The sequence below is a fragment of the Rhodococcus sp. 1R11 genome (genome assembly GCF_004563845.1).
In the GTDB taxonomy this organism is placed as follows: Bacteria; Actinomycetota; Actinomycetes; order Mycobacteriales; family Mycobacteriaceae; genus Rhodococcoides.
On the sequence record NZ_SPNG01000004.1, the window covers coordinates 211,022 to 229,122 of the forward strand.

Annotated in this window: 19 protein-coding genes; 16 read left to right on the forward strand and 3 right to left on the reverse strand. The window is 65.2% G+C overall.

The genetic code is table 11. From position 1 onward, the window contains the following. Position 1: 1 nt before the first annotated feature. Positions 2 to 250 carry an Lrp/AsnC ligand binding domain-containing protein gene (locus E4P29_RS08930; protein ID WP_032370776.1) on the reverse strand — a complete coding sequence of 83 codons (249 nt, stop codon included), beginning with the start codon at positions 248 to 250 and terminating at the stop codon, positions 2 to 4. 188 nt (positions 251 to 438) lie between these two features. Between E4P29_RS08930 and E4P29_RS08935 the strand changes: the two genes are divergently transcribed. Genes E4P29_RS08935 through E4P29_RS08945 form a run of 3 tightly spaced genes read left to right on the forward strand, consistent with a single transcriptional unit; the run spans position 439 to position 2,695 of the window. After that, positions 439 to 1,443 (forward strand): thiamine-phosphate kinase, encoded by a 1,005-nt coding sequence (locus tag E4P29_RS08935; RefSeq protein ID WP_348539763.1) that lies wholly within the window; start codon positions 439 to 441, stop codon positions 1,441 to 1,443. A 38-nt stretch (positions 1,444 to 1,481) separates the two neighbouring features. Further along, complete coding sequence (locus E4P29_RS08940) at positions 1,482 to 2,006, forward strand: gamma carbonic anhydrase family protein (protein ID WP_135043904.1); 525 nt, start codon at positions 1,482 to 1,484, stop codon at positions 2,004 to 2,006. After that, a complete protein-coding gene (locus E4P29_RS08945; RefSeq protein WP_135043906.1) occupies positions 2,003 to 2,695 on the forward strand; it encodes a uracil-DNA glycosylase in 693 nt (230 codons plus the stop codon). Before E4P29_RS08940 ends, E4P29_RS08945 begins: the two co-directional genes overlap by 4 nt. 5 nt (positions 2,696 to 2,700) lie before the next feature. Here the strand turns inward: E4P29_RS08945 and E4P29_RS08950 are convergent, their stop codons facing one another. After that, positions 2,701 to 3,495, reverse strand: a complete 795-nt coding sequence (locus E4P29_RS08950) for an enoyl-CoA hydratase-related protein (protein WP_135043908.1) — start codon at positions 3,493 to 3,495, stop codon at positions 2,701 to 2,703. Between the two features lie 145 nt (positions 3,496 to 3,640). Beyond that, entirely contained in the window at positions 3,641 to 3,832 is a 192-nt protein-coding gene (gene rpmB, locus E4P29_RS08955) for a 50S ribosomal protein L28 (protein WP_008717389.1), read from the reverse strand. 283 nt (positions 3,833 to 4,115) lie between these two features. Here rpmB and E4P29_RS08960 point away from each other — a divergent pair, with 283 nt between their 5' ends. The 13 genes from E4P29_RS08960 (at position 4,116) to E4P29_RS09025 (ending at position 18,043) form a co-directional block, all read left to right on the forward strand. Next, complete coding sequence (locus E4P29_RS08960; protein WP_135043915.1) at positions 4,116 to 5,783, forward strand: DAK2 domain-containing protein; 1,668 nt, start codon at positions 4,116 to 4,118, stop codon at positions 5,781 to 5,783. Between the two features lie 14 nt (positions 5,784 to 5,797). Then, positions 5,798 to 8,077 carry an ATP-dependent DNA helicase RecG gene (recG, locus tag E4P29_RS08965; RefSeq protein WP_135043917.1) on the forward strand — a complete coding sequence of 760 codons (2,280 nt, stop codon included), beginning with the start codon at positions 5,798 to 5,800 and terminating at the stop codon, positions 8,075 to 8,077. Between the two features lie 109 nt (positions 8,078 to 8,186). After that, the gene (locus tag E4P29_RS08970; protein ID WP_135043919.1) at positions 8,187 to 11,603 is read left to right on the forward strand and encodes a pyruvate carboxylase; all 3,417 of its coding nucleotides are present in this window, start codon (positions 8,187 to 8,189) and stop codon (positions 11,601 to 11,603) included. Then, on the forward strand, positions 11,600 to 12,172 hold the full coding sequence (gene rsmD, locus E4P29_RS08975) for a 16S rRNA (guanine(966)-N(2))-methyltransferase RsmD (RefSeq protein WP_135043921.1): 573 nt from the start codon (positions 11,600 to 11,602) through the stop codon (positions 12,170 to 12,172). Before E4P29_RS08970 ends, rsmD begins: the two co-directional genes overlap by 4 nt. A 159-nt stretch (positions 12,173 to 12,331) precedes the next feature. Continuing rightward, on the forward strand, positions 12,332 to 12,820 hold the full coding sequence (coaD, locus tag E4P29_RS08985; protein WP_135043923.1) for a pantetheine-phosphate adenylyltransferase: 489 nt from the start codon (positions 12,332 to 12,334) through the stop codon (positions 12,818 to 12,820). A 151-nt stretch (positions 12,821 to 12,971) separates the two neighbouring features. Next, a complete protein-coding gene (locus E4P29_RS08990) occupies positions 12,972 to 13,763 on the forward strand; it encodes a DivIVA domain-containing protein (protein WP_135043925.1) in 792 nt (263 codons plus the stop codon). 91 nt (positions 13,764 to 13,854) lie between these two features. Next, a complete protein-coding gene (locus E4P29_RS08995) occupies positions 13,855 to 14,463 on the forward strand; it encodes a DUF177 domain-containing protein (RefSeq protein ID WP_027496671.1) in 609 nt (202 codons plus the stop codon). Further along, a complete protein-coding gene (gene rpmF, locus E4P29_RS09000; RefSeq protein ID WP_032397784.1) occupies positions 14,464 to 14,646 on the forward strand; it encodes a 50S ribosomal protein L32 in 183 nt (60 codons plus the stop codon). An 11-nt stretch (positions 14,647 to 14,657) separates the two neighbouring features. Then, positions 14,658 to 15,455 (forward strand): ribonuclease III, encoded by a 798-nt coding sequence (rnc, locus tag E4P29_RS09005; RefSeq protein WP_245154231.1) that lies wholly within the window; start codon positions 14,658 to 14,660, stop codon positions 15,453 to 15,455. Further along, positions 15,455 to 16,321, forward strand: a complete 867-nt coding sequence (gene mutM, locus E4P29_RS09010) for a bifunctional DNA-formamidopyrimidine glycosylase/DNA-(apurinic or apyrimidinic site) lyase (RefSeq protein ID WP_135043927.1) — start codon at positions 15,455 to 15,457, stop codon at positions 16,319 to 16,321. The genes rnc and mutM overlap by 1 nt, the downstream gene beginning before the upstream one ends. 125 nt (positions 16,322 to 16,446) lie before the next feature. Then, positions 16,447 to 16,875 carry an OsmC family protein gene (locus E4P29_RS09015; protein ID WP_135043929.1) on the forward strand — a complete coding sequence of 143 codons (429 nt, stop codon included), beginning with the start codon at positions 16,447 to 16,449 and terminating at the stop codon, positions 16,873 to 16,875. Further along, a complete protein-coding gene (locus E4P29_RS09020; RefSeq protein WP_135043931.1) occupies positions 16,875 to 17,771 on the forward strand; it encodes an SMP-30/gluconolactonase/LRE family protein in 897 nt (298 codons plus the stop codon). The genes E4P29_RS09015 and E4P29_RS09020 overlap by 1 nt, the downstream gene beginning before the upstream one ends. Continuing rightward, positions 17,768 to 18,043, forward strand: a complete 276-nt coding sequence (locus tag E4P29_RS09025) for an acylphosphatase (protein ID WP_027496676.1) — start codon at positions 17,768 to 17,770, stop codon at positions 18,041 to 18,043. The genes E4P29_RS09020 and E4P29_RS09025 overlap by 4 nt, the downstream gene beginning before the upstream one ends. Positions 18,044 to 18,101 lie beyond the last annotated feature (58 nt).

Consider the following 18,101-nt stretch of genomic DNA (forward strand, 5'->3'; position numbering starts at 1 on the left):
GCTACCGAACCGCCGAGGTCGACTGCGGGGCGACGGGACAGGTGAGGGTGCGTGTGATGGCGTCGACCTTCTGAATTCGGGAGACGATGTCCGCGATCTCGGTGTCGGATGCGCCGTCGGCCCTGACGATGACGTCGTAGGGTCCGACCACAGCTTCTGCGGATACGACGCCGTCGACCGACTCGATCTGCCGCGCAACGGTCGTGGCACGGCCGACTTCGGTCTGAACGAGAACGAAGGCTTGCACCATCGGTGGTCCCTTTCCTTGCTGGGAAGATCGACTGTAAGTTGAGTCGACTGTACGTTGAGTCGGTTGCGTACTCACAGCACGAAACCTGCTGCGCCGGACCGGGCCCGGGCACCGCTAAAGGTACCGCAGGCGCGGTGCCGGTTTCGCGGGAGACCGACGTCCGAATTGCGCTCTGAGGGAGGAACATCATCGACGACACCGGCCCTTCGGGGACCACCGCCGCCGAACCGACGGTGGCCCAGATCGGCGAGTTCGACGTCATAGCCCGGGCCGTCGCCGATCGAGTGCAACCGACGTCGACCATCGTCGGCCCCGGCGACGACGCTGCCGTCGTCAGTGCATCCGACGGCAGGGTGGCCGCGACGACCGATATGTTGGTGCACGGCAGACACTTTCGGCTCGATTGGTCGACTCCGGTGGAGATCGGCCGAAAGGCGATCGCACAGAACGGCGCAGACATAGCCGCGATGGGTGGGCAGTGCTCGGCATTTCTGGTGGGTCTCGGCTGCCCGGCGGACACGCCGGTGAGCGTGACGGACGGTCTGAACGAGGGCATGTGGCGCGAGGCGTTGGTTGCCGGTTCGGCGATCGTCGGCGGTGATGTGGTGCAATCGGCTCAGCTGGTGATCTCGATCACGGCGCTCGGTGACCTGCAAGGCAGGGCGCCCGTATTGCGGTCGGGTGCGCAGGTCGGTGATGTGATCGCGTTCGCGGGGCGGCTCGGGTGGTCCGCGGCCGGACTCGCTCTGCTGCTCGCGGGCGGGGACTGCACCGGGCACGACGCGGTTCTCGATGCGCATCGCGTGCCCGCCCCGCCGTACCGTGCCGGTATCGAGGCCGCCGAGGCAGGCGCGACAGCGCTCACCGACGTGTCCGACGGGTTGTCGGCAGACCTGGGTCATATCGCCGACGCATCCGACGTATCGATGGCTCTGGAACCCGAACTCGTTCCGATTGCCGACGAAGTCCGTTCGGCCGCAGAGCTGTTGGGGGCAGATCCACTCGAGTGGGTTCTCACCGGCGGCGAAGACCATGCTCTCGTCGGCACGTTCCCCGGCCTCGATACCGTTCCGTCGGGGTGGATCGTGATCGGCCGCGTCGAGCCGGCGTCCACCGCGACCGATGGTCGCGTCACCGTCGCCGGGCACCATCGCGTGGGCAGATCCGGTTGGTCGAGCTTCGACCGAGAGTGAGCTCCGGCCGGGTCGATGGAGTCGGCTAAGTTGCAAGGATGGCTATCTACGCGCTCGGCGACCGCGAACCCGATATTCACCCCGACGCCTATGTCCATCCCGATGCTGTCGTCATCGGAGCGGTGACCTTGGCGGCCGGCTCGTCGGTGTGGCCGACGGCGGTGCTCCGAGCCGATTACGGCACGATCTCCATCGGTGCGGGCACCAACATCCAGGACGGAACCGTCATTCACTGCACCCCCATCGACGCGACCGTGATCGGTTCCGGTTGCGTTCTCGGTCACAACGCGCACGTCGAAGGTGCGATCATCGGAGACAACTGCCTCATCGCATCGGGGTCCGTAGTGCTCAACGGCTCGAGGATCGGGGCCGGCTCCATCGTGGGTGCGGGTGCGGTGGTGCCGTTCAAGTTCGTCGTTCCCGAACGCAGCATGGCGCTCGGAGTGCCGGCCAAAGTTCGTGAGGGCTTCGAGGTTCCGGAAGGACACGTGGACATCAACGTGCAGATGTACTCCGCGAACGCCGCGTACTACCGCGACGCGCTGCGTCGGATCGACCGGTGACGGCCCGCCCGCTCGCCGAGAGCGTCGATCCGGGTTGGGCTCGTGCCTTGGCTCCGGTCGAGGCGAATGTTGCTGCTATGGGCGACTTTCTGCGTGCCGAGCTCGCCGCTGGCAAGCACTACCTCCCGGCCGGTGAGAACGTTCTGCGTGCTTTTCGGTACCCGTTCGACCGGGTTCGGGTGCTGATCGTCGGTCAGGACCCGTACCCGACACCGGGTCATGCAGTGGGGCTGAGCTTTTCGGTCGCCCCCGATGTGCGTCCCGTTCCACGCAGTCTGGGCAACATCTTCAAGGAATACTCGGACGATCTCGGTCTGCCGACACCCAGCAACGGTGATCTCACGCCGTGGGCGGAGCAGGGTGTGATGCTGCTCAACCGAGTGCTCACGGTCGAACCGTCCGCGGCCGCGTCGCACCGCAAGAAGGGCTGGGAAGCAGTGACGGAGCAGGCAATTCGCGCTCTTGTCGCCAGAGCCGAAGATTCCCGGGCTCCTGGCCTGGTGGCGATTCTCTGGGGCCGTGACGCGGCGACGCTCAAACCCATGCTGGGATCGGTGCCGTACATCGAGTCGGCCCATCCGTCACCGCTGTCCGCGTCACGTGGATTCTTCGGCTCCAAGCCCTTCAGTCGCGCGAACGAATTGTTGGTCGAGGGCGGGGACGAACCGATCGACTGGACGTTGCCGTGACCGGCTCAGGAAAAGTCGGGACGACGCTTCTCGACGAATGCGTCGACACCTTCCACTCCTGCAGGTGAGACTGCGGCCGCCGAGATCGAGGCGGCCTCGGCATCCAATTGCTGTGCCAGAGTCGCGGTGTCGGACGCTGCGAGCAGCTTCTTGATTCCCTGATACGCCGAGGTGGGTCCGACGGCGAGGGTTCGGGCCAGTCGTTCCGCCTCGCTGTCGACGAAGTCGTCGCCCACCAGTCGGCTGAGGATTCCGAGGCGCACCGCATCCTCACCGTTGAGAATCGAATCGTTCAACAGGATGTCCATAGCGTGGCCGGATCCGACGATGCGGGGCAAGGTCCAGGACATGCCACCGTCCGGCGTGAAGCCGATGGCGGGGTATGCCGGTCGAAGCTTGGTCGACGGTCCGCCGATGGCGATATCGGTGAGACACACCAGACTCATGCCTGCACCGGCCGCCCAGCCGTGTACACCGGCGACGATGGGGACGGTGACAGCGGCGAGTTCACGAACAAACGCATGGAACGTGTCTGCGACGGACCCGACGAAGGCACCGCGATCGGCCGCACCGGCGAAGTCCCGCACGTTGCCGCCCGCGCAGAAGTTCGGCCCGCGGCCGATGAGCAGGATGCTTCCTACCGACGTGGCACCGGTGTTCACGGCGTGCAGTGCCTGCGTTCCCGAGGCGATACCGTCCATGTCGAGTGAGGAACCGCCCGCCTCGGTGGCGACGACAATGCGCAGCACCCCGTCCTCGATGCTGACCTTGCTCGAATTTTCGCTCTCCGAATGTGTCACGTTCGGGACTCTATCGGACGTCCTACTGTTTGCCCGAATGTGTAGGGAGATCGACAGACAACTGTGCCCCGCATCCGGGTGGATGCGGGGCACAGTTCTCGCACGCGGTCGAGGCCGTGGAGGAAATCGAAGAGCGGGGCCGAAATCAGCCCCGAACCACCTTGCCTGCCTTCAAGCAGGAGGTGCACACGTTCATGCGCTTGGAGTTGCCAGGCGCAACCTGAGCGTGAACGGTCTGAATGTTCGGGTTCCAACGACGGTTGGTCCGTCGGTGCGAGTGCGAGACCGACTTACCGAAGCCGGGCCCCTTGGCGCATACGTCGCAGACGGCAGCCATAGTCGCGAACTCCTTGTTAGATGTTGAGCGTTACATGTGGTCGAAGACATCGAAACGAACTACGAGCAGATGCAAGGATTGCAATGCGTGAAGATCGCCTCGAGGCAACCCTGCAAGAATAGCGGCGTCCCACCCAATCACCAAACCGCCACCGCAGACGAGGTGTACCGGCTCACGCGCGCCGCGCTGACGATTCTGCCCGACTAAGCTTCGGGGACTGTCCGCGGCCGGCATCGTCGGGCCCGCGCGCAGGTACGGACGGAACGCAGGGGAGGCGCTCGAGGTGGTCGACGTACTCGCATCGATCGATGCCTCGGGCCTGCGCCGGTGGGCCTATCGCTGTGTGGATTCCCTCACTGCTCGATGTGACGAGATCGATGCACTCAACGTTTTCCCCATTCCGGACTCCGATACCGGCACCAACCTGATGTTCACGTTCCGGGCTGCGGTCGAGTCCATGCGCAGTGCCGGGCCGGCCGCAGGCGCGGGTGCGATCGGACGGGCGCTGGCGGTGGGAGCCGTATCGGGTGCGCGAGGGAATTCCGGGGTCATCGTCTCGCAACTCCTGCGCGCGGTGGGTGAGGCCGCAGCCGACGGTCCGCTCGACACCGTGTCGATACAGGCCATGTTGCGACGTGCGCGAGTTCTGGTGGCGGGCGCGGTCAGCGTCCCCGCCGAAGGCACCATGCTCACGGTGCTCGAAGCCGCTGCCCGCGAGGCCGCTTCCCACGACGCGAACGTCGATCTGGCCACGCTGGTGGTCGATATCGCCGAGGCCACCGCTCGCGCTCTCGATCGCACGACGGACCAGCTCGCACCCTTGCGAGAGGCGGGCGTCGTGGATGCGGGGGCGCTGGGGTTGTCGGTGATCTTCGACGCGTTGGTCGAGGTCGTGACCGGTCGCACCCCGCCGAGGCGGCGCTACCGCCGTCCTCAGGACCACGAACGGGTGAACGAGGACGGTGTTTCGAGCGCACCAGGAGCTTGCGACGCGGCGGCGACTCGCTCGCAGACCCGGCCACTCGGCTACGAGGTTCTCTACGTCGTCCACGGCATCGACGACACCCGCGCGACAGCGCTGAGTGAAGCGCTGTCGGATCTCGGCGATTCGGTCGTGGTCGCCGGAGACGGCTCCGGGGCGTACTCCGCTCATGTGCACACTACCGACCCGGGCGGTGCCGTCGAGTGTGGGATCGCGGCGGGAAGTATTCGAGGAGTGCGCATCTCGTGTTTCGGACTGGCCGAGTACGCCGTCGACGCGAACGTCGGTGAGCACGAGCCCGAGGTGATGTCGGTGGGTCGCGATATTTTGGCCCTGGTCGCCGGTGACGGTGCCGCGGCCCTCTACGTACAGGAAGGTGCGACGGTGGTGCGATGCGACGAGCCCATCGATTCGTCGGTGTTGCATCGCGCCATCGTGGGCATGAAGCACCGCGAGGTACTGGTGCTGCCCAACGGGGCGCTGTCCGCTCAAGAGCTCGTTGCCGTCGGTGCCGCGGCCAGGGCGGACGGTAAGGACGTGTCGATGTTGCCGTGCTCGGCGATGGTGCAGGGTTTGGCTGCGCTCGCGGTGCACGACGCAGCCAGAGCAGCGGTCGACGATGCATTCGCGATGTCCGAGGCTGCGGCAGGAACGAGGTGGGGTTTGTTGCGCATCGCGCAGCAACGCGCGCTGACATGGGTGGGCATGTGCGAGCCGGGTGACTGCATCGGTCTGGCTGGGCATGAAGTGGTGATCGTTGCCGAGCGGCCACTCGATGCCGGGTGTCGATTGTTGGACCAGCTTCTGGCCTCCGGCGGAGAGATGGTGACGGTGCTGCTCGGGGCGCTTGCTCCCGCGGATATCGGCGATCGGCTCGCCGACTACATGGCGGGTACCCATCCCGGCGTCGACGTGGTGGTCTACCCGGGCGGCCAGCCCGGGGATCTCGTGCAATTCGGAGTGGAATAGGGAATCTCGGAACTATGGCAACGCTGGTGGATCGGCTCGACGACGTCCTCGGAGCGGCGGCTGCAGCACCGCTGGCCGAGGTGTTCGGCATCCACACCGTCGAAGACCTGCTGCGGCACTACCCGCATCGCTACATGACGCACGGTTCCGAGCTCGGTGAGAAAGAACCCCCCGAGGGTGAACACATCACCATCGTCGCCACCGTGGAATCGGCCACCCTGCGTTCGATGAAGAACCGAAACGGTCAGTTCCTCGCCGTCACCCTTGCGGCCGACGGGCAGCGGATCGAAGCCACGTTCTTCAGCCCGCACAAGCTCAAACACGTGGTAGTACCCGGTCGTCGAGGCATGTTCTCGGGCAAGGTCAAGTATTTCGGTCGTCGGTGGAACCTCACACATCCCAGTTACGTGATCCTCGGGGGCGACGACAACGACGGGGCCATCGTCCCCGCGGGTCGTATCGTCGGCGGTGGCACGCTGGCCGGCCTGGCGCGCGGCTCGGTCGATTCGTCCGGAGCCGTCGACATGTCGGTGTTCGACCGCGCCTTCGTACCGATATATCCCGCAGCGAAAGATGTCGAGAGCTGGACATTCATGCGCTGCGTCCGGCAGGTACTCGACCAGCTCGACGACGTGATCGATCCGCTACCGGAATCGGTTCGCCGCGAACGTGGCCTCATCGACATCGACACCGCGCTGCGCTCGGTCCACTTTCCCGATACCGCGGCGGACAAGGATGCCGCCCGGGAACGATTGAAGTTCGACGAGGCATTGGCTGTTCAATTGGTACTCGCGGACCGACGACGCGACGCGTCCGACCGGGTAGCCGCTCGGTGCCCACCGATCACCGACGGAATTGCGGCGGAGTTCGATCGCCGGCTGCCGTTCGAGTTGACGGCCGGTCAGCACCAGGTTGCTGCGGAGATCGCCAACGACCTGTCGGGTCCGCATCCGATGTCGCGACTGTTGCAGGGGGAGGTCGGCTCGGGCAAGACCATCGTCGCGTTGCGTGCCATGCTGCAGGTGATCGACGCCGGACACCAGTGCGCACTGTTGGCACCGACGGAAGTGCTTGCCTCCCAACACGCGCGATCGATTCGATCGATGCTCGGCACGCTGGCCGCCGGTGGCGAGTTGGGATCGCACGAGCTGGCCACCAAGGTGGCTCTGCTGACGGGTTCGATGTCCACTGCGGCCAAGCGGTCGGCCCTGCTCGATGCTGTGACGGGTGATGCCGGGATCGTCATCGGCACCCATGCGCTCATCGAGGATCGGGTCGAGTTTCTCGACCTCGCGATGGTCGTCGTGGACGAACAGCACAGATTCGGTGTGGAGCAGCGAGATGCCCTGCGCGCCAAGGCTCGTGGAAACTCCAGTCCGCACCTGCTCGTGATGACGGCAACGCCGATCCCGCGCACGATCGCGATGTCGACACTGGGGGACCTGGAAACGTCGGTACTCGCGGAGCTTCCGCGCGGCAGATCGCCGATCGTCAGCAACGTCGTCCCGGCCAGAACCAAACCGGGATGGGTGGATAGAGCCTGGCAACGGATTCGCGAGGAGGTCGCGGCGGGCCGGCAGGCCTACGTGGTCTGCTCTCGTATCGGTGACGGCGAGGATGCGGACACGGGCAAGAAGAGCGGAGCGGCGAAGAAGGCTGCGCCGAAAGTGGAGGACGGGCCGGAGACCACTGCCGCAGTGGACCTTTACGAGACGCTCTCCGCCGGACCGATGGCCGATCTCCGGGTGGGGCTGCTGCACGGGCGACTGTCCGGCGACGACAAGGACATCACCATGTCGGAATTCAACTCGGGTGAGATCGACGTGCTCGTCTGCACGACGGTGGTCGAGGTGGGGGTGGACGTACCCAACGCCACGGTGATGGTGATCATGGACGCCGACCGCTTCGGCGTCAGCCAGCTCCATCAGCTGCGCGGCCGAATCGGCCGCGGCGGGCATCAGGGGCTGTGCATCATGATCAGCTGGCTCAGCCCGGGCGGTGGGTCGTTCGCTCGGCTCGAGGCTGTGGCTGCCACCAACGACGGGTTCGAGCTCGCGAAGTTGGACCTGGCGACCCGCCGAGAAGGCGATGTGCTGGGAGCCGCGCAATCGGGCACCGTGACCGGACTGCGGCTGCTCTCGTTCATCGACGACGAGGACATCATTTCCGACGCCCAGGATTGTGCACGGTCGTTGTTCGCGCGGGACCCGTCTCTCGCCGACAATCCCGGCATCGCGTCGATGATGCGGTCGGCGTGGCGATCCGACAGAATCGACTACCTCGACAAGTCGTGACACCGTCGCAGTCCGCACTGCACCGTTTCAGTAGCCGGAATTGAACAAAGTTCCCGCATCGTGGGATCGGTACACCTCCGGGGCTCCTGCTGCCGGGTAAGTTGAGCCAATGTTCTCCAAAGTTTTGGTTGCCAACCGCGGCGAGATTGCTATCCGCGCCTTCCGTGCGTCCTATGAACTCGGTGCCTCGACGGTGGCAGTGTTCCCGTTCGAGGATCGCAACTCGGTGCACCGAACGAAGGCCGACGAGGCCTATCAGATCGGGGAGAAGGGTCATCCCGTTCGGGCGTATCTCTCGGTCGACGAGATCGTCGCCGCCGCCAAGCGCAGCGGTGCCGATGCTGTGTACCCCGGTTACGGATTCCTTTCCGAGAACCCGGATCTCGCGGCAGCGTGTGTGGAGGCGGGCATCACGTTCGTCGGCCCCTCCGCCGATGTCCTCGAACTGACCGGCAACAAGGCGCGTGCGATCGCCGCTGCCAAGGCCGCGGGGCTACCGGTGCTGGCGTCCTCTGAGCCCTCCGCCGATATCGACGAATTGGTCGCGGCATCCGAATCGATGACATTCCCGCTGTTCGTCAAGGCCGTGGCAGGCGGCGGTGGTCGCGGAATGCGTCGGGTGGCCGAGCCTGCGCAACTACGTGAGTCCATCGAAGCTGCTGCGCGCGAAGCGGAGTCGGCCTTCGGCGATCCGACGGTGTTCCTCGAGCAGGCAGTGATCGACCCCCGTCACATCGAGGTACAGATTCTTGCCGACGGCCAAGGCAACGTCGTCCATCTCTTCGAGCGCGACTGCAGTGTGCAACGGCGACACCAGAAGGTGATCGAGCTGGCACCGGCCCCCAACCTGCCTCAGGAACTACGCGAGAAGATCTGCGCCGACGCCGTGGCGTTCGCCAAGCAGATCGGCTACTCCTGCGCCGGAACCGTCGAATTCCTGCTCGATACGCGTGGCAATCACGTCTTCATCGAGATGAATCCTCGAATTCAGGTGGAGCACACCGTCACCGAAGAGGTGACCGATGTGGACCTGGTGCAGTCGCAGTTGCGTATCGCCTCCGGCGAGACGTTGGCGGACCTGGGATTGCAGCAGGAGAACATCGTGCTGCGCGGCGCGGCGTTGCAATGCCGCATCACCACCGAGGATCCCGCCAACGGATTCCGGCCCGACGTCGGCCGCATCACTGCCTACCGCACCCCGGGCGGTGCCGGCGTGCGCCTCGACGGTGGCACGACGTTGGGTGCCGAGGTCGGCGCCTACTTCGACTCGATGCTCGTCAAGCTCACCTGTCGTGGCCGCGACTTCGACACTGCCGTGGCGCGTGCCCGACGTGCAGTGGCGGAGTTCAGAATTCGCGGCGTTGCGACGAACATCCCGTTCCTGCAAGCGGTTCTGGTCGACCCCGATTTCACCGCAGGACGCGTCACCACCTCCTTCATCGAGGAGCGTCCGGAATTGCTGACGTCGCGTTCCTCGGGTGACCGTGGCACCAAGATCCTCACCTACCTGGCCGACGTAACGGTCAACAAACCGCACGGGGAACGTCCCTCGCCGGTGTACCCGCACGACAAGCTGCCCGAGGTCGACTTCTCGGCACCCATCCCCGACGGCTCCCGGCAACGGCTGCTGGCCCTCGGGCCGGAGGGGTTCGCCCGGGATCTGCGCAATCAGAAGGCGCTCGGTGTCACCGACACCACGTTCCGTGACGCCCACCAATCGTTGTTGGCAACGCGAGTGCGCACCAGTGGTCTGCTCGGCGTAGCGCCGTACGTGGCGCGAACGACGCCGGAGTTGCTCTCGATCGAGGCCTGGGGAGGGGCAACGTACGACGTGGCGTTGCGCTTCCTGCACGAGGATCCATGGGAGCGGTTGGCGAGCCTACGAGAAGCCGTGCCCAACATCGCGATTCAGATGTTGCTGCGCGGCAGGAACACCGTCGGGTACACCCCGTACCCGGAGAAGGTCACCCGTAGCTTCGTTGCCGAGGCCACCGACACCGGGATCGACATCTTCCGTATCTTCGACGCGCTCAACAACGTCGATCAGATGCGCCCGGCGATCGACGCAGTGCGCGAGACCGGTACGGCCATCGCCGAAGTGGCATTGAGCTACACCGGCGACCTGTCGAATCCGAACGAGAACCTGTACACACTCGACTACTACCTGAAGTTGGCCGAGCAGATCGTCGAGGCCGGTGCGCACGTGTTGGCCATCAAGGACATGGCCGGTCTGTTGCGGGCCCCCGCGGCCAAGACCTTGGTGACGGCGTTGCGGTCCAATTTCGACCTACCGGTCCACGTGCACACCCACGACACTCCCGGCGGCCAGCTCGCGACTTATCTTGCAGCCTGGGAAGCCGGAGCCGACGCGGTCGACGGTGCCTGTGCCGCGATGGCGGGAACCACCAGTCAGCCGGCACTGTCGGCGATCGTCGCCGCGGCCGCGCACACCGAACGCGACACCGGTCTCGACCTGCAGGCCGTCTGCGATCTCGAGCCGTACTGGGAGGCCGTACGAAAGGTGTACGCGCCCTTCGAGTCCGGGCTGCCGGCACCGACAGGTCGCGTGTACACCCACGAGATTCCGGGCGGCCAGTTGTCGAACCTACGGCAACAAGCGATCTCGCTCGGTCTCGGTGATCGCTTCGAGACGGTCGAAGCCAATTACGCTGCGGCCGACCGTATGTTGGGTCGTTTGACCAAGGTGACGCCGAGCTCGAAGGTGGTCGGCGATCTGGCTCTTGCGCTCGTCGGTGCGAATGCGTCCGCCGAGGAATTCGCCGAGGACCCCAGCCGGTACGACATTCCCGATTCCGTTGTCGGGTTCCTACGCGGCGATCTGGGAACACCCGCCGGCGGCTGGCCCGAGCCGCTGCGCACCAAGGCGCTCGAAGGCCGAGGTGCGGGCAAGCCGGTGACGCCGTTGACCGACGAGGACGAAAAGAACCTCGACGGGACGTCGGCGCAACGCCGAACCACTCTCAATCGGTTGCTCTTCCCTGGCCCGACGGCAGAACTCGAGGCTCATCGCGAGAAGTACGGCGACACGACCCGGTTGTCGGCCAACCAGTTCTTCTACGGTCTGCGTCAGGGCGACGAGCATCGAGTGACGCTCGAGAAGGGCGTCGAACTGCTCATCGGACTCGAAGCGATCTCCGACCCGGACGAACGCGGTATGCGCACCGTCATGTGCATCCTCAACGGGCAGCTACGTCCGGTGTCGGTGCGCGATCGGTCCATCGCGAGCGAAGCACCCACCGTCGAGAAGGCAGACCGCTCCAACTCCGGACACATTCCGGCTCCGTTCGCCGGGGTGGTCACCCTGGCGGTCGAGGAGGGTCAGAAGATCTCGGCCGGCGACACCATCGCCACGATCGAGGCGATGAAGATGGAGGCAGCGATCACCGCGCCGCGGGGCGGCTCGGTCACTCGTCTGGCGATTTCGGGCGTTCAGCAGGTGGAGGGCGGCGATCTGCTCGTCGTCATCGGTGGGGGGTCGACGGGCGAAGAGGCCGGGAGCGAATGACCCGGATCGTCGCGGGCGTTGCCGGGGGTCGCCGACTGGCGGTCCCCGGTCAAGGTACCCGGCCCACGTCGGAGCGGGTTCGAGAGGCGTTGTTCAGCGCGCTCGAGAGTCGGATGGAACTCGACGGGGCCGCGGTGTTGGATCTGTTCGCAGGGTCGGGTGCGCTCGGACTCGAAGCACTCTCACGTGGGGCCGCCTCGGCGGTGCTGGTCGAGTCCGACGCGCGGGCGGCCGCGGTAGTACGGAAGAACGTCGAGTCGGTCGGCCTGACCGGGGCTTCGGTCAGGTGCGCGCCGGTGGCCTCGGTTCTTGCCGGTGCCGCCGACACGGCCTACGACCTGGTGTTGGCAGATCCGCCGTACGCCGTGACCGACACCGCCGTGGCCGGCCTCCTCGAGCGGCTCGTGAGCGGGGGATGGCTCTCGGCCGATGCGGTGGTCGTGCTGGAACGGTCGTCGCGTTCGCCGGAGACCGTATGGCCGACCGGGCTCGTGCCGGAGAAGTCGAAGAAGTACGGCGAGAGCCGAATCGAGATCGCAATCCGGTCAGGAGTGGAGCCTGCGGAATGACCGGTTTGGTCAGGAGTGGAGCCTGCGGAATGACCGGTTGGGTCAGGAGTGGAGCCTGCGGAATGACCGAAGTGGTCAGGAGTGGAGCCTGCGGAATGACCGGTTGGGTCAGGAGTGGAGCCTGCGGAATGGCCTGGCCGAGCTGATAGGTTCGCGGGCATGACTGGCGCACTGTGTCCTGGATCCTTCGACCCGGTGACCGTCGGCCACCTGGATATTTTCGAGCGCGCGGCGGCCGCCTTCGACGAGGTGGTGGTGACGGTGATGGTGAACAAGAGCAAGAAGGGCATGTTCACTGTCGAGGAGCGGATAGAGATGCTCGAGGTCGCGACGGAGCATCTGCCCAATGTTCGGGTCGGTTCGTGGTACGGCCTGCTGGTCGATTACGCACGGCAAGAGGGCTTTTCGGCGATCGTGAAAGGTCTTCGTAGTGCTGTCGACTTCGATTACGAGTTGCAGATGGCGCAGATGAACCGGACGCTGACCGGAGTGGACACGGTGTTTCTCCCTGCGAATCCGGCGCACAGTTTTCTGTCGAGCTCGTTGGTCAAGGAGGTGGCCACGTTCGGGGGAGACGTCACCGGTATGTTGCCGCCGTTCGTGCAGGACCGGTTGATGTCGCGTATCGCCGAGCGTGCCGCCCAGTAGTTCGATGGCGCAGTAGTTCGAAAGGGCGACACACCGGGTGGGTATAGCGCAGACCGGCGTTTCGGCGGGCAGACTGAGCAGCGAAGAGCTGTGGGTGTCGTCTGCGGAGCAGATGCGTTCACGGTGGCAGATTCGACGATTGGGGTAACCGGTGTACCGCGTATTCGAGGCGCTCGACGAGCTCGTCGCCATTGTCGAGGAGGCGCGCGGCGTTCCGATGACTGCCGGGTGCGTCGTCCCTCGCGGCGATGTCCTGGAACTGCTCGACGACGTCCGAGACGCCATCCCCGGCGAGCTCGACGACGCGCAGGACGTTCTGGACCATCGCGACAAGCTGGTGGGTGACGCGCGGGCGACGGCGGAGAAGACCGTCACCAGTGCGAACGTCGAAGCTCAGGACACGGTGGAGAACGCACGCGACTCGGCGGACCGCATTCTCGCCGACGCCAAAGCCCAGGCCGATCGCATGGTGTCCGAAGCGTCGGCACATGCCGACCAGCTCGTGGCCGACGCCGAAGCCGAAGCCGAGCGAACGGTTCTCGAAGGCCAGCGTGAGTACGAGGCGCTGACCGTTCGCGCTCGAACCGAGGCCGATCGGATGATCGAGTCCGGTACGGCGTCGTACGAGCGGTCGGTCGCCGACGGCACCGCCGAACAGAACCGGCTCGTCTCGGAGACGGAGGTCGTTCAGGCGGCCCATGCCGAGTCGGCTCGGGTGATCGACAGCGCGCATGCCGAATCCGATCGGATGCGCAGCGAGTGCGACGTGTACGTCGATACCAAGCTTGCAGAGTTCGAGGAGTTCCTCAGCGGCACCATTCGGTCGGTGGGTCGCGGTCGGCAGCAGCTGCGCACCGGCTCGGGGGTCCCGGACTACGGCAGCGAACCGTACGGTGACACCTCCTACGGAAGTGCAGACCAGGGGCGTCGTAGTCGGCACTGACCCGTCACGATTTGCTCACGTATGCGCAGATGCGTATCGTTGTGTGGTTGCTTACTGACAGTAGGCACACCGACAGTAAGGAAGATCAGCCGTGCCCCCGCCCAAGAGAACGACGCGTCCCGAACTGGACGCAGGATTCGTTCTGGACATTCTCAACCTCGGTCGTCGACCCGGGTCGACGAAGACCATCGAGCGGACGGTTCCGGCTCCTTCCCGAATCGGCCTCGATGCCATCGCCATCGAAGCCGGTGTCCCGGTCTCGCTCGATCTGCAGTTGCAGGCGGTATCCGAGGGCGTTCTCGTCACCGGCTCCGTGCGAGCTGCCACGGCCGGTGAGTGCACGCGTTGCCTCGACCCGGTCACTGGCAATGTCGACGTCTACTTGACCGAGCTGTTCGCTTACCCGAACAGCATCACCGAGGAGACGACGGATGCGGACGAGATTCACCGCATCGTCGACGACCTGATAGACCTCGAACCCGTCATCGTCGACGCGGTCGGTCTGGAGCTTCCACTCCACCCGGTCTGCAGTGACGAGTGCGAGGGATTGTGCCCAGAATGCGGCGTTCGCCTGGCGATTGCTGAATCCGGCCACAGTCACGATACAATTGATCCTCGCTGGGCTGGACTTGCAGCCAAATTTGGCGTGGATCCAGAACCGAGCACAGAACTTGTGAACAACGAAGCCGAGGAGAAGTAAGTGGCTGTCCCGAAGCGCAAAATGTCGCGTTCCAACACGAGGTCGCGTCGTGCACAGTGGAAAACCACTGCGCCCACCCTCGTGACGTGCCCCAACCGTGGTTGCGGCGAGAAGACGCTGCCCCACATCGCGTGCCCTTCGTGCGGTACCTACAAGGGCCGCCAGGTCGTCGCAGCGGTCTGATTCCCGCTCAGGTGACAAACGAAGTAGTGGACCGACACAACGGCGGGCCACAGAACAATAGCTCCACTGCCGTCAGCGGCGGGGACGACCGAGAGTCGCTCCTCGCCGCTATCGGTGTTTCTCTGTCCGAACCCTTGTTGACGCTGGCTCTGACGCACCGATCGTTCGCCTACGAGCACGGTGGTCTGCCGACCAACGAACGGCTCGAGTTCCTGGGTGACTCCGTGCTCGGCTTGGCGGTCACCGAGCACCTCTACGCGGTGCACCCCACCAAGTCCGAAGGTCAGCTGGCCAAGATCAGAGCGAGCGTGGTCAACATGCATGCGCTCGCCGAGGTGGCTCGTGAACTCGGCGAAGGCGGCCTCGGCCGTCATCTGTTGCTGGGTAAGGGCGAAGAGCAGACCGGCGGGCGCGACAAGCCCAGCATCTTGGCCGACGGCATGGAGTCCTTACTGGGTGCCATCCACCTGCAACACGGAATCGATGTTGCCCGCACCGTGGTTCTGACGCTGTTCGCAGGCCTGCTCGATCGGGCTCCCAAGCTCGGTGCGGGTCTGGATTGGAAGACCAGCCTGCAGGAGTTGACCGCGGAACGTGCACTGGGTGTCCCCGCGTACGAGATCTCGTCCACCGGACCCGATCACGACAAAGAATTCACGGCCACTGTGCTCGTCGGCGGATTCCCGCGCGGCGTCGGCGTGGGCCGGTCGAAGAAGGAAGCCGAGCAGAAGGCTGCCAGCACGGCATGGAACTCGTTGTCGGACAACGAGACTCCCGTCGTTGCCGACTCCTCATCCGACTCTTCCTGATGCCCGAACTGCCTGAGGTCGAGGTGGTCCGGCTCGGCCTGGAATCCCACGTGGTCGGCAAGACGGTGCGCTCGGTGGAGGTACTGCACCCTCGCGCCGTGCGGCGACACGACCTCGGCGGCCTCGATCTGATCGGCCAATTGCGGGGCCAGCGCATCGCCTCGGCCCAGCGGCGTGGCAAGTATCTGTGGCTGGTGATGGAACCCGGCGATTTCGCGACCGTCGTGCACCTGGGTATGAGCGGGCAGATGCTCGTGCAACCTCCCACTGCTCCGGACGAGAAGCACCTGAGAATCCGAGCTCGACTGGACGACGGTACCGACCTCCGCTTCGTCGACCAACGGACCTTCGGCGGTTGGGCACTCGCTCCGATCGTGACGGTGAACGGAACCCAGGTACCCGAACCGGTCGCGCACATCGCCCGCGATCCCATCGACCCACTGTTCGATGCCGAATCGGTGGTGAACGTGTTGCGCGGCAAGCACACCGAGATCAAGCGGGCACTGCTCGACCAGACCGTGCTGTCCGGTGTCGGCAACATATACGCAGACGAAGCGTTGTGGCGCGCGAAGATCCACGGCAACCGAATTGCAGAAACAGTGACGCGTCCCGCGCTTCGGCGTCTGCTGGCCGGTGTCCACGCGGTCATGGGGGAGGCCCTCGCGCAAGGCGGAACATCCTTCGATGCGCTCTACGTCAACGTCAACGGGCAGTCCGGCTACTTCGACAGGTCGCTCGATGCCTACGGGCAGGAAGGACTGCCCTGTTCGAGGTGCGGCGCACCGATCCGGCGCGAGAAATTCATGAACCGCTCGTCGTTCAGTTGTCCCACCTGTCAGCCGCGGCCGCGACACCTCCGGACCTGACTGCACAAGGTCATTCCGCAGGCTCCACTCCTGACTACGGAAGGTCATTCCGCAGGCTCCACTCCTGACTACGGAAGGTCATTCCGCAGGCTCCACTCCTGACCGGCCCGCCTAGTATTTCGGTCATGGCAGAACAAAGCACGCCGACCAACCTCTGGGTCGAGCGCACAGGCACACGTCGATACACCGGTCGCAGTTCGCGGGGAGCCGAGGTGCTCATCGGGTCCGATTCGGTCGAAGGTGTTTTCACTCCGGGGGAGCTGCTCAAGATCGCCCTCGCGGCGTGCACGGGCATGAGCTCCGACGTCCCGCTCTCTCGTCGACTCGGTGACGACTACTCCGCCACCGTCGAGGTGTCGGGGACCGCCGACCGCGAAAACGAGCTCTATCCCGAGTTGAACGAGATCCTTCGAGTCGACCTCAGTGCGATGGACCCCGAGGCGCAGCAGCGTCTGCTGACCGTCGTCGAGCGTGCCATCGACAAGGTGTGCACGGTCGGGCGGACCTTGAAGGCCGGTACCACGATCAACCTGGACATCGACGTGGACGCCTGATGAAGTCTCGGGCGATCCTCACCGCTGTGTTGCTCTGCGGCGCGTCGATCGCCGCGGCCCCGGTTGCACAGGCGTCGAGTGCGTGCATTCCGTGGTCTGTCCGCACAGTGGCGTCGGGGCTCGGGATGCTCGAAAATCTGGAGTTCGACGGCCGCGGCTCGATGATCGTGTCCGAGACGTCGCCGATCGGACCGGGTGCTCTACGTAGCGTCGCGCCGAACGGAGACCGGGGCACTCTGGTGTCGGGCGTCGAGTCACCCGGCGGCTTGGTGCGGGACGGAGACACCCTGTACTTCACCACCGGAAACAGCGCAGCCGCAGGACTTTTCGATTCCTCGACCGGAACGATCGACGCGCTCGATCTCGATACCGGCGATCGCTCGACGTACGCGTCGGGCCTGACGATGCCCAACGGACTGGCCGAATCGGCCGACGGCACTTTCTTCGTCACTCGCAATCTGGGCGCTGCTCCCGGACTGTCGTCCGTGGCACCCGCCGGTACGGTGTCGAGAACTCGTACCGATCTGGGGTCCGCCAACGGGATTGCCATTGCACGCGGGAAGATGTACGTGGCCAACACATTCGATGTGGAGCCCGTCGTGCACGTCCTCGACGAGCAGGATCCGTCAGGTCCGGTCTCACGCATTCGCCTCGACGGATTCGGACCCTTCACCATGTCGGACGACCTGACCGTGGGTATCGACGGAATGGTCTATCTCGCACAGAATCTCGCGGGACGAGTTGTTCGCATCGATCCGGCGTCGGGGGCGTCGTGTGTCGTGGCTACAGGTGTGCCGCTGACATCCGCGGTCGCATTCGGCGGGGTGGGATTCGACCCGACTGCGTTGTACGCAACGAGTTTCGACGGATCCGTCCGAGAGTTGAGCCCGGCATGAACGACGAACGTCTGACGGCGTGGGTGCACGGCCTGGTGCAGGGCGTCGGGTTTCGGTGGTGGACTCGATCGCGTGCTCTCGAACTCGGTCTCGTCGGTCATGCGACCAACCACGCCGACGGACGGGTGCTGGTGATCGCCGAGGGACCGCGCGATCGTCTCGACGCGCTTCTCGAACTGCTACGCGGCGGTGGAACCCCCGGCACGGTGACGCTCGTCGTCGAGAGTTGGGGGTCGGCCCGCGGTGATCTGAGCGGTTTCGTCGAGCGCTGACCTGCACTACCGGAGGCTGGGCGCGCGGGTGGGCACCTGGCCGGTAAGGTACGGACGC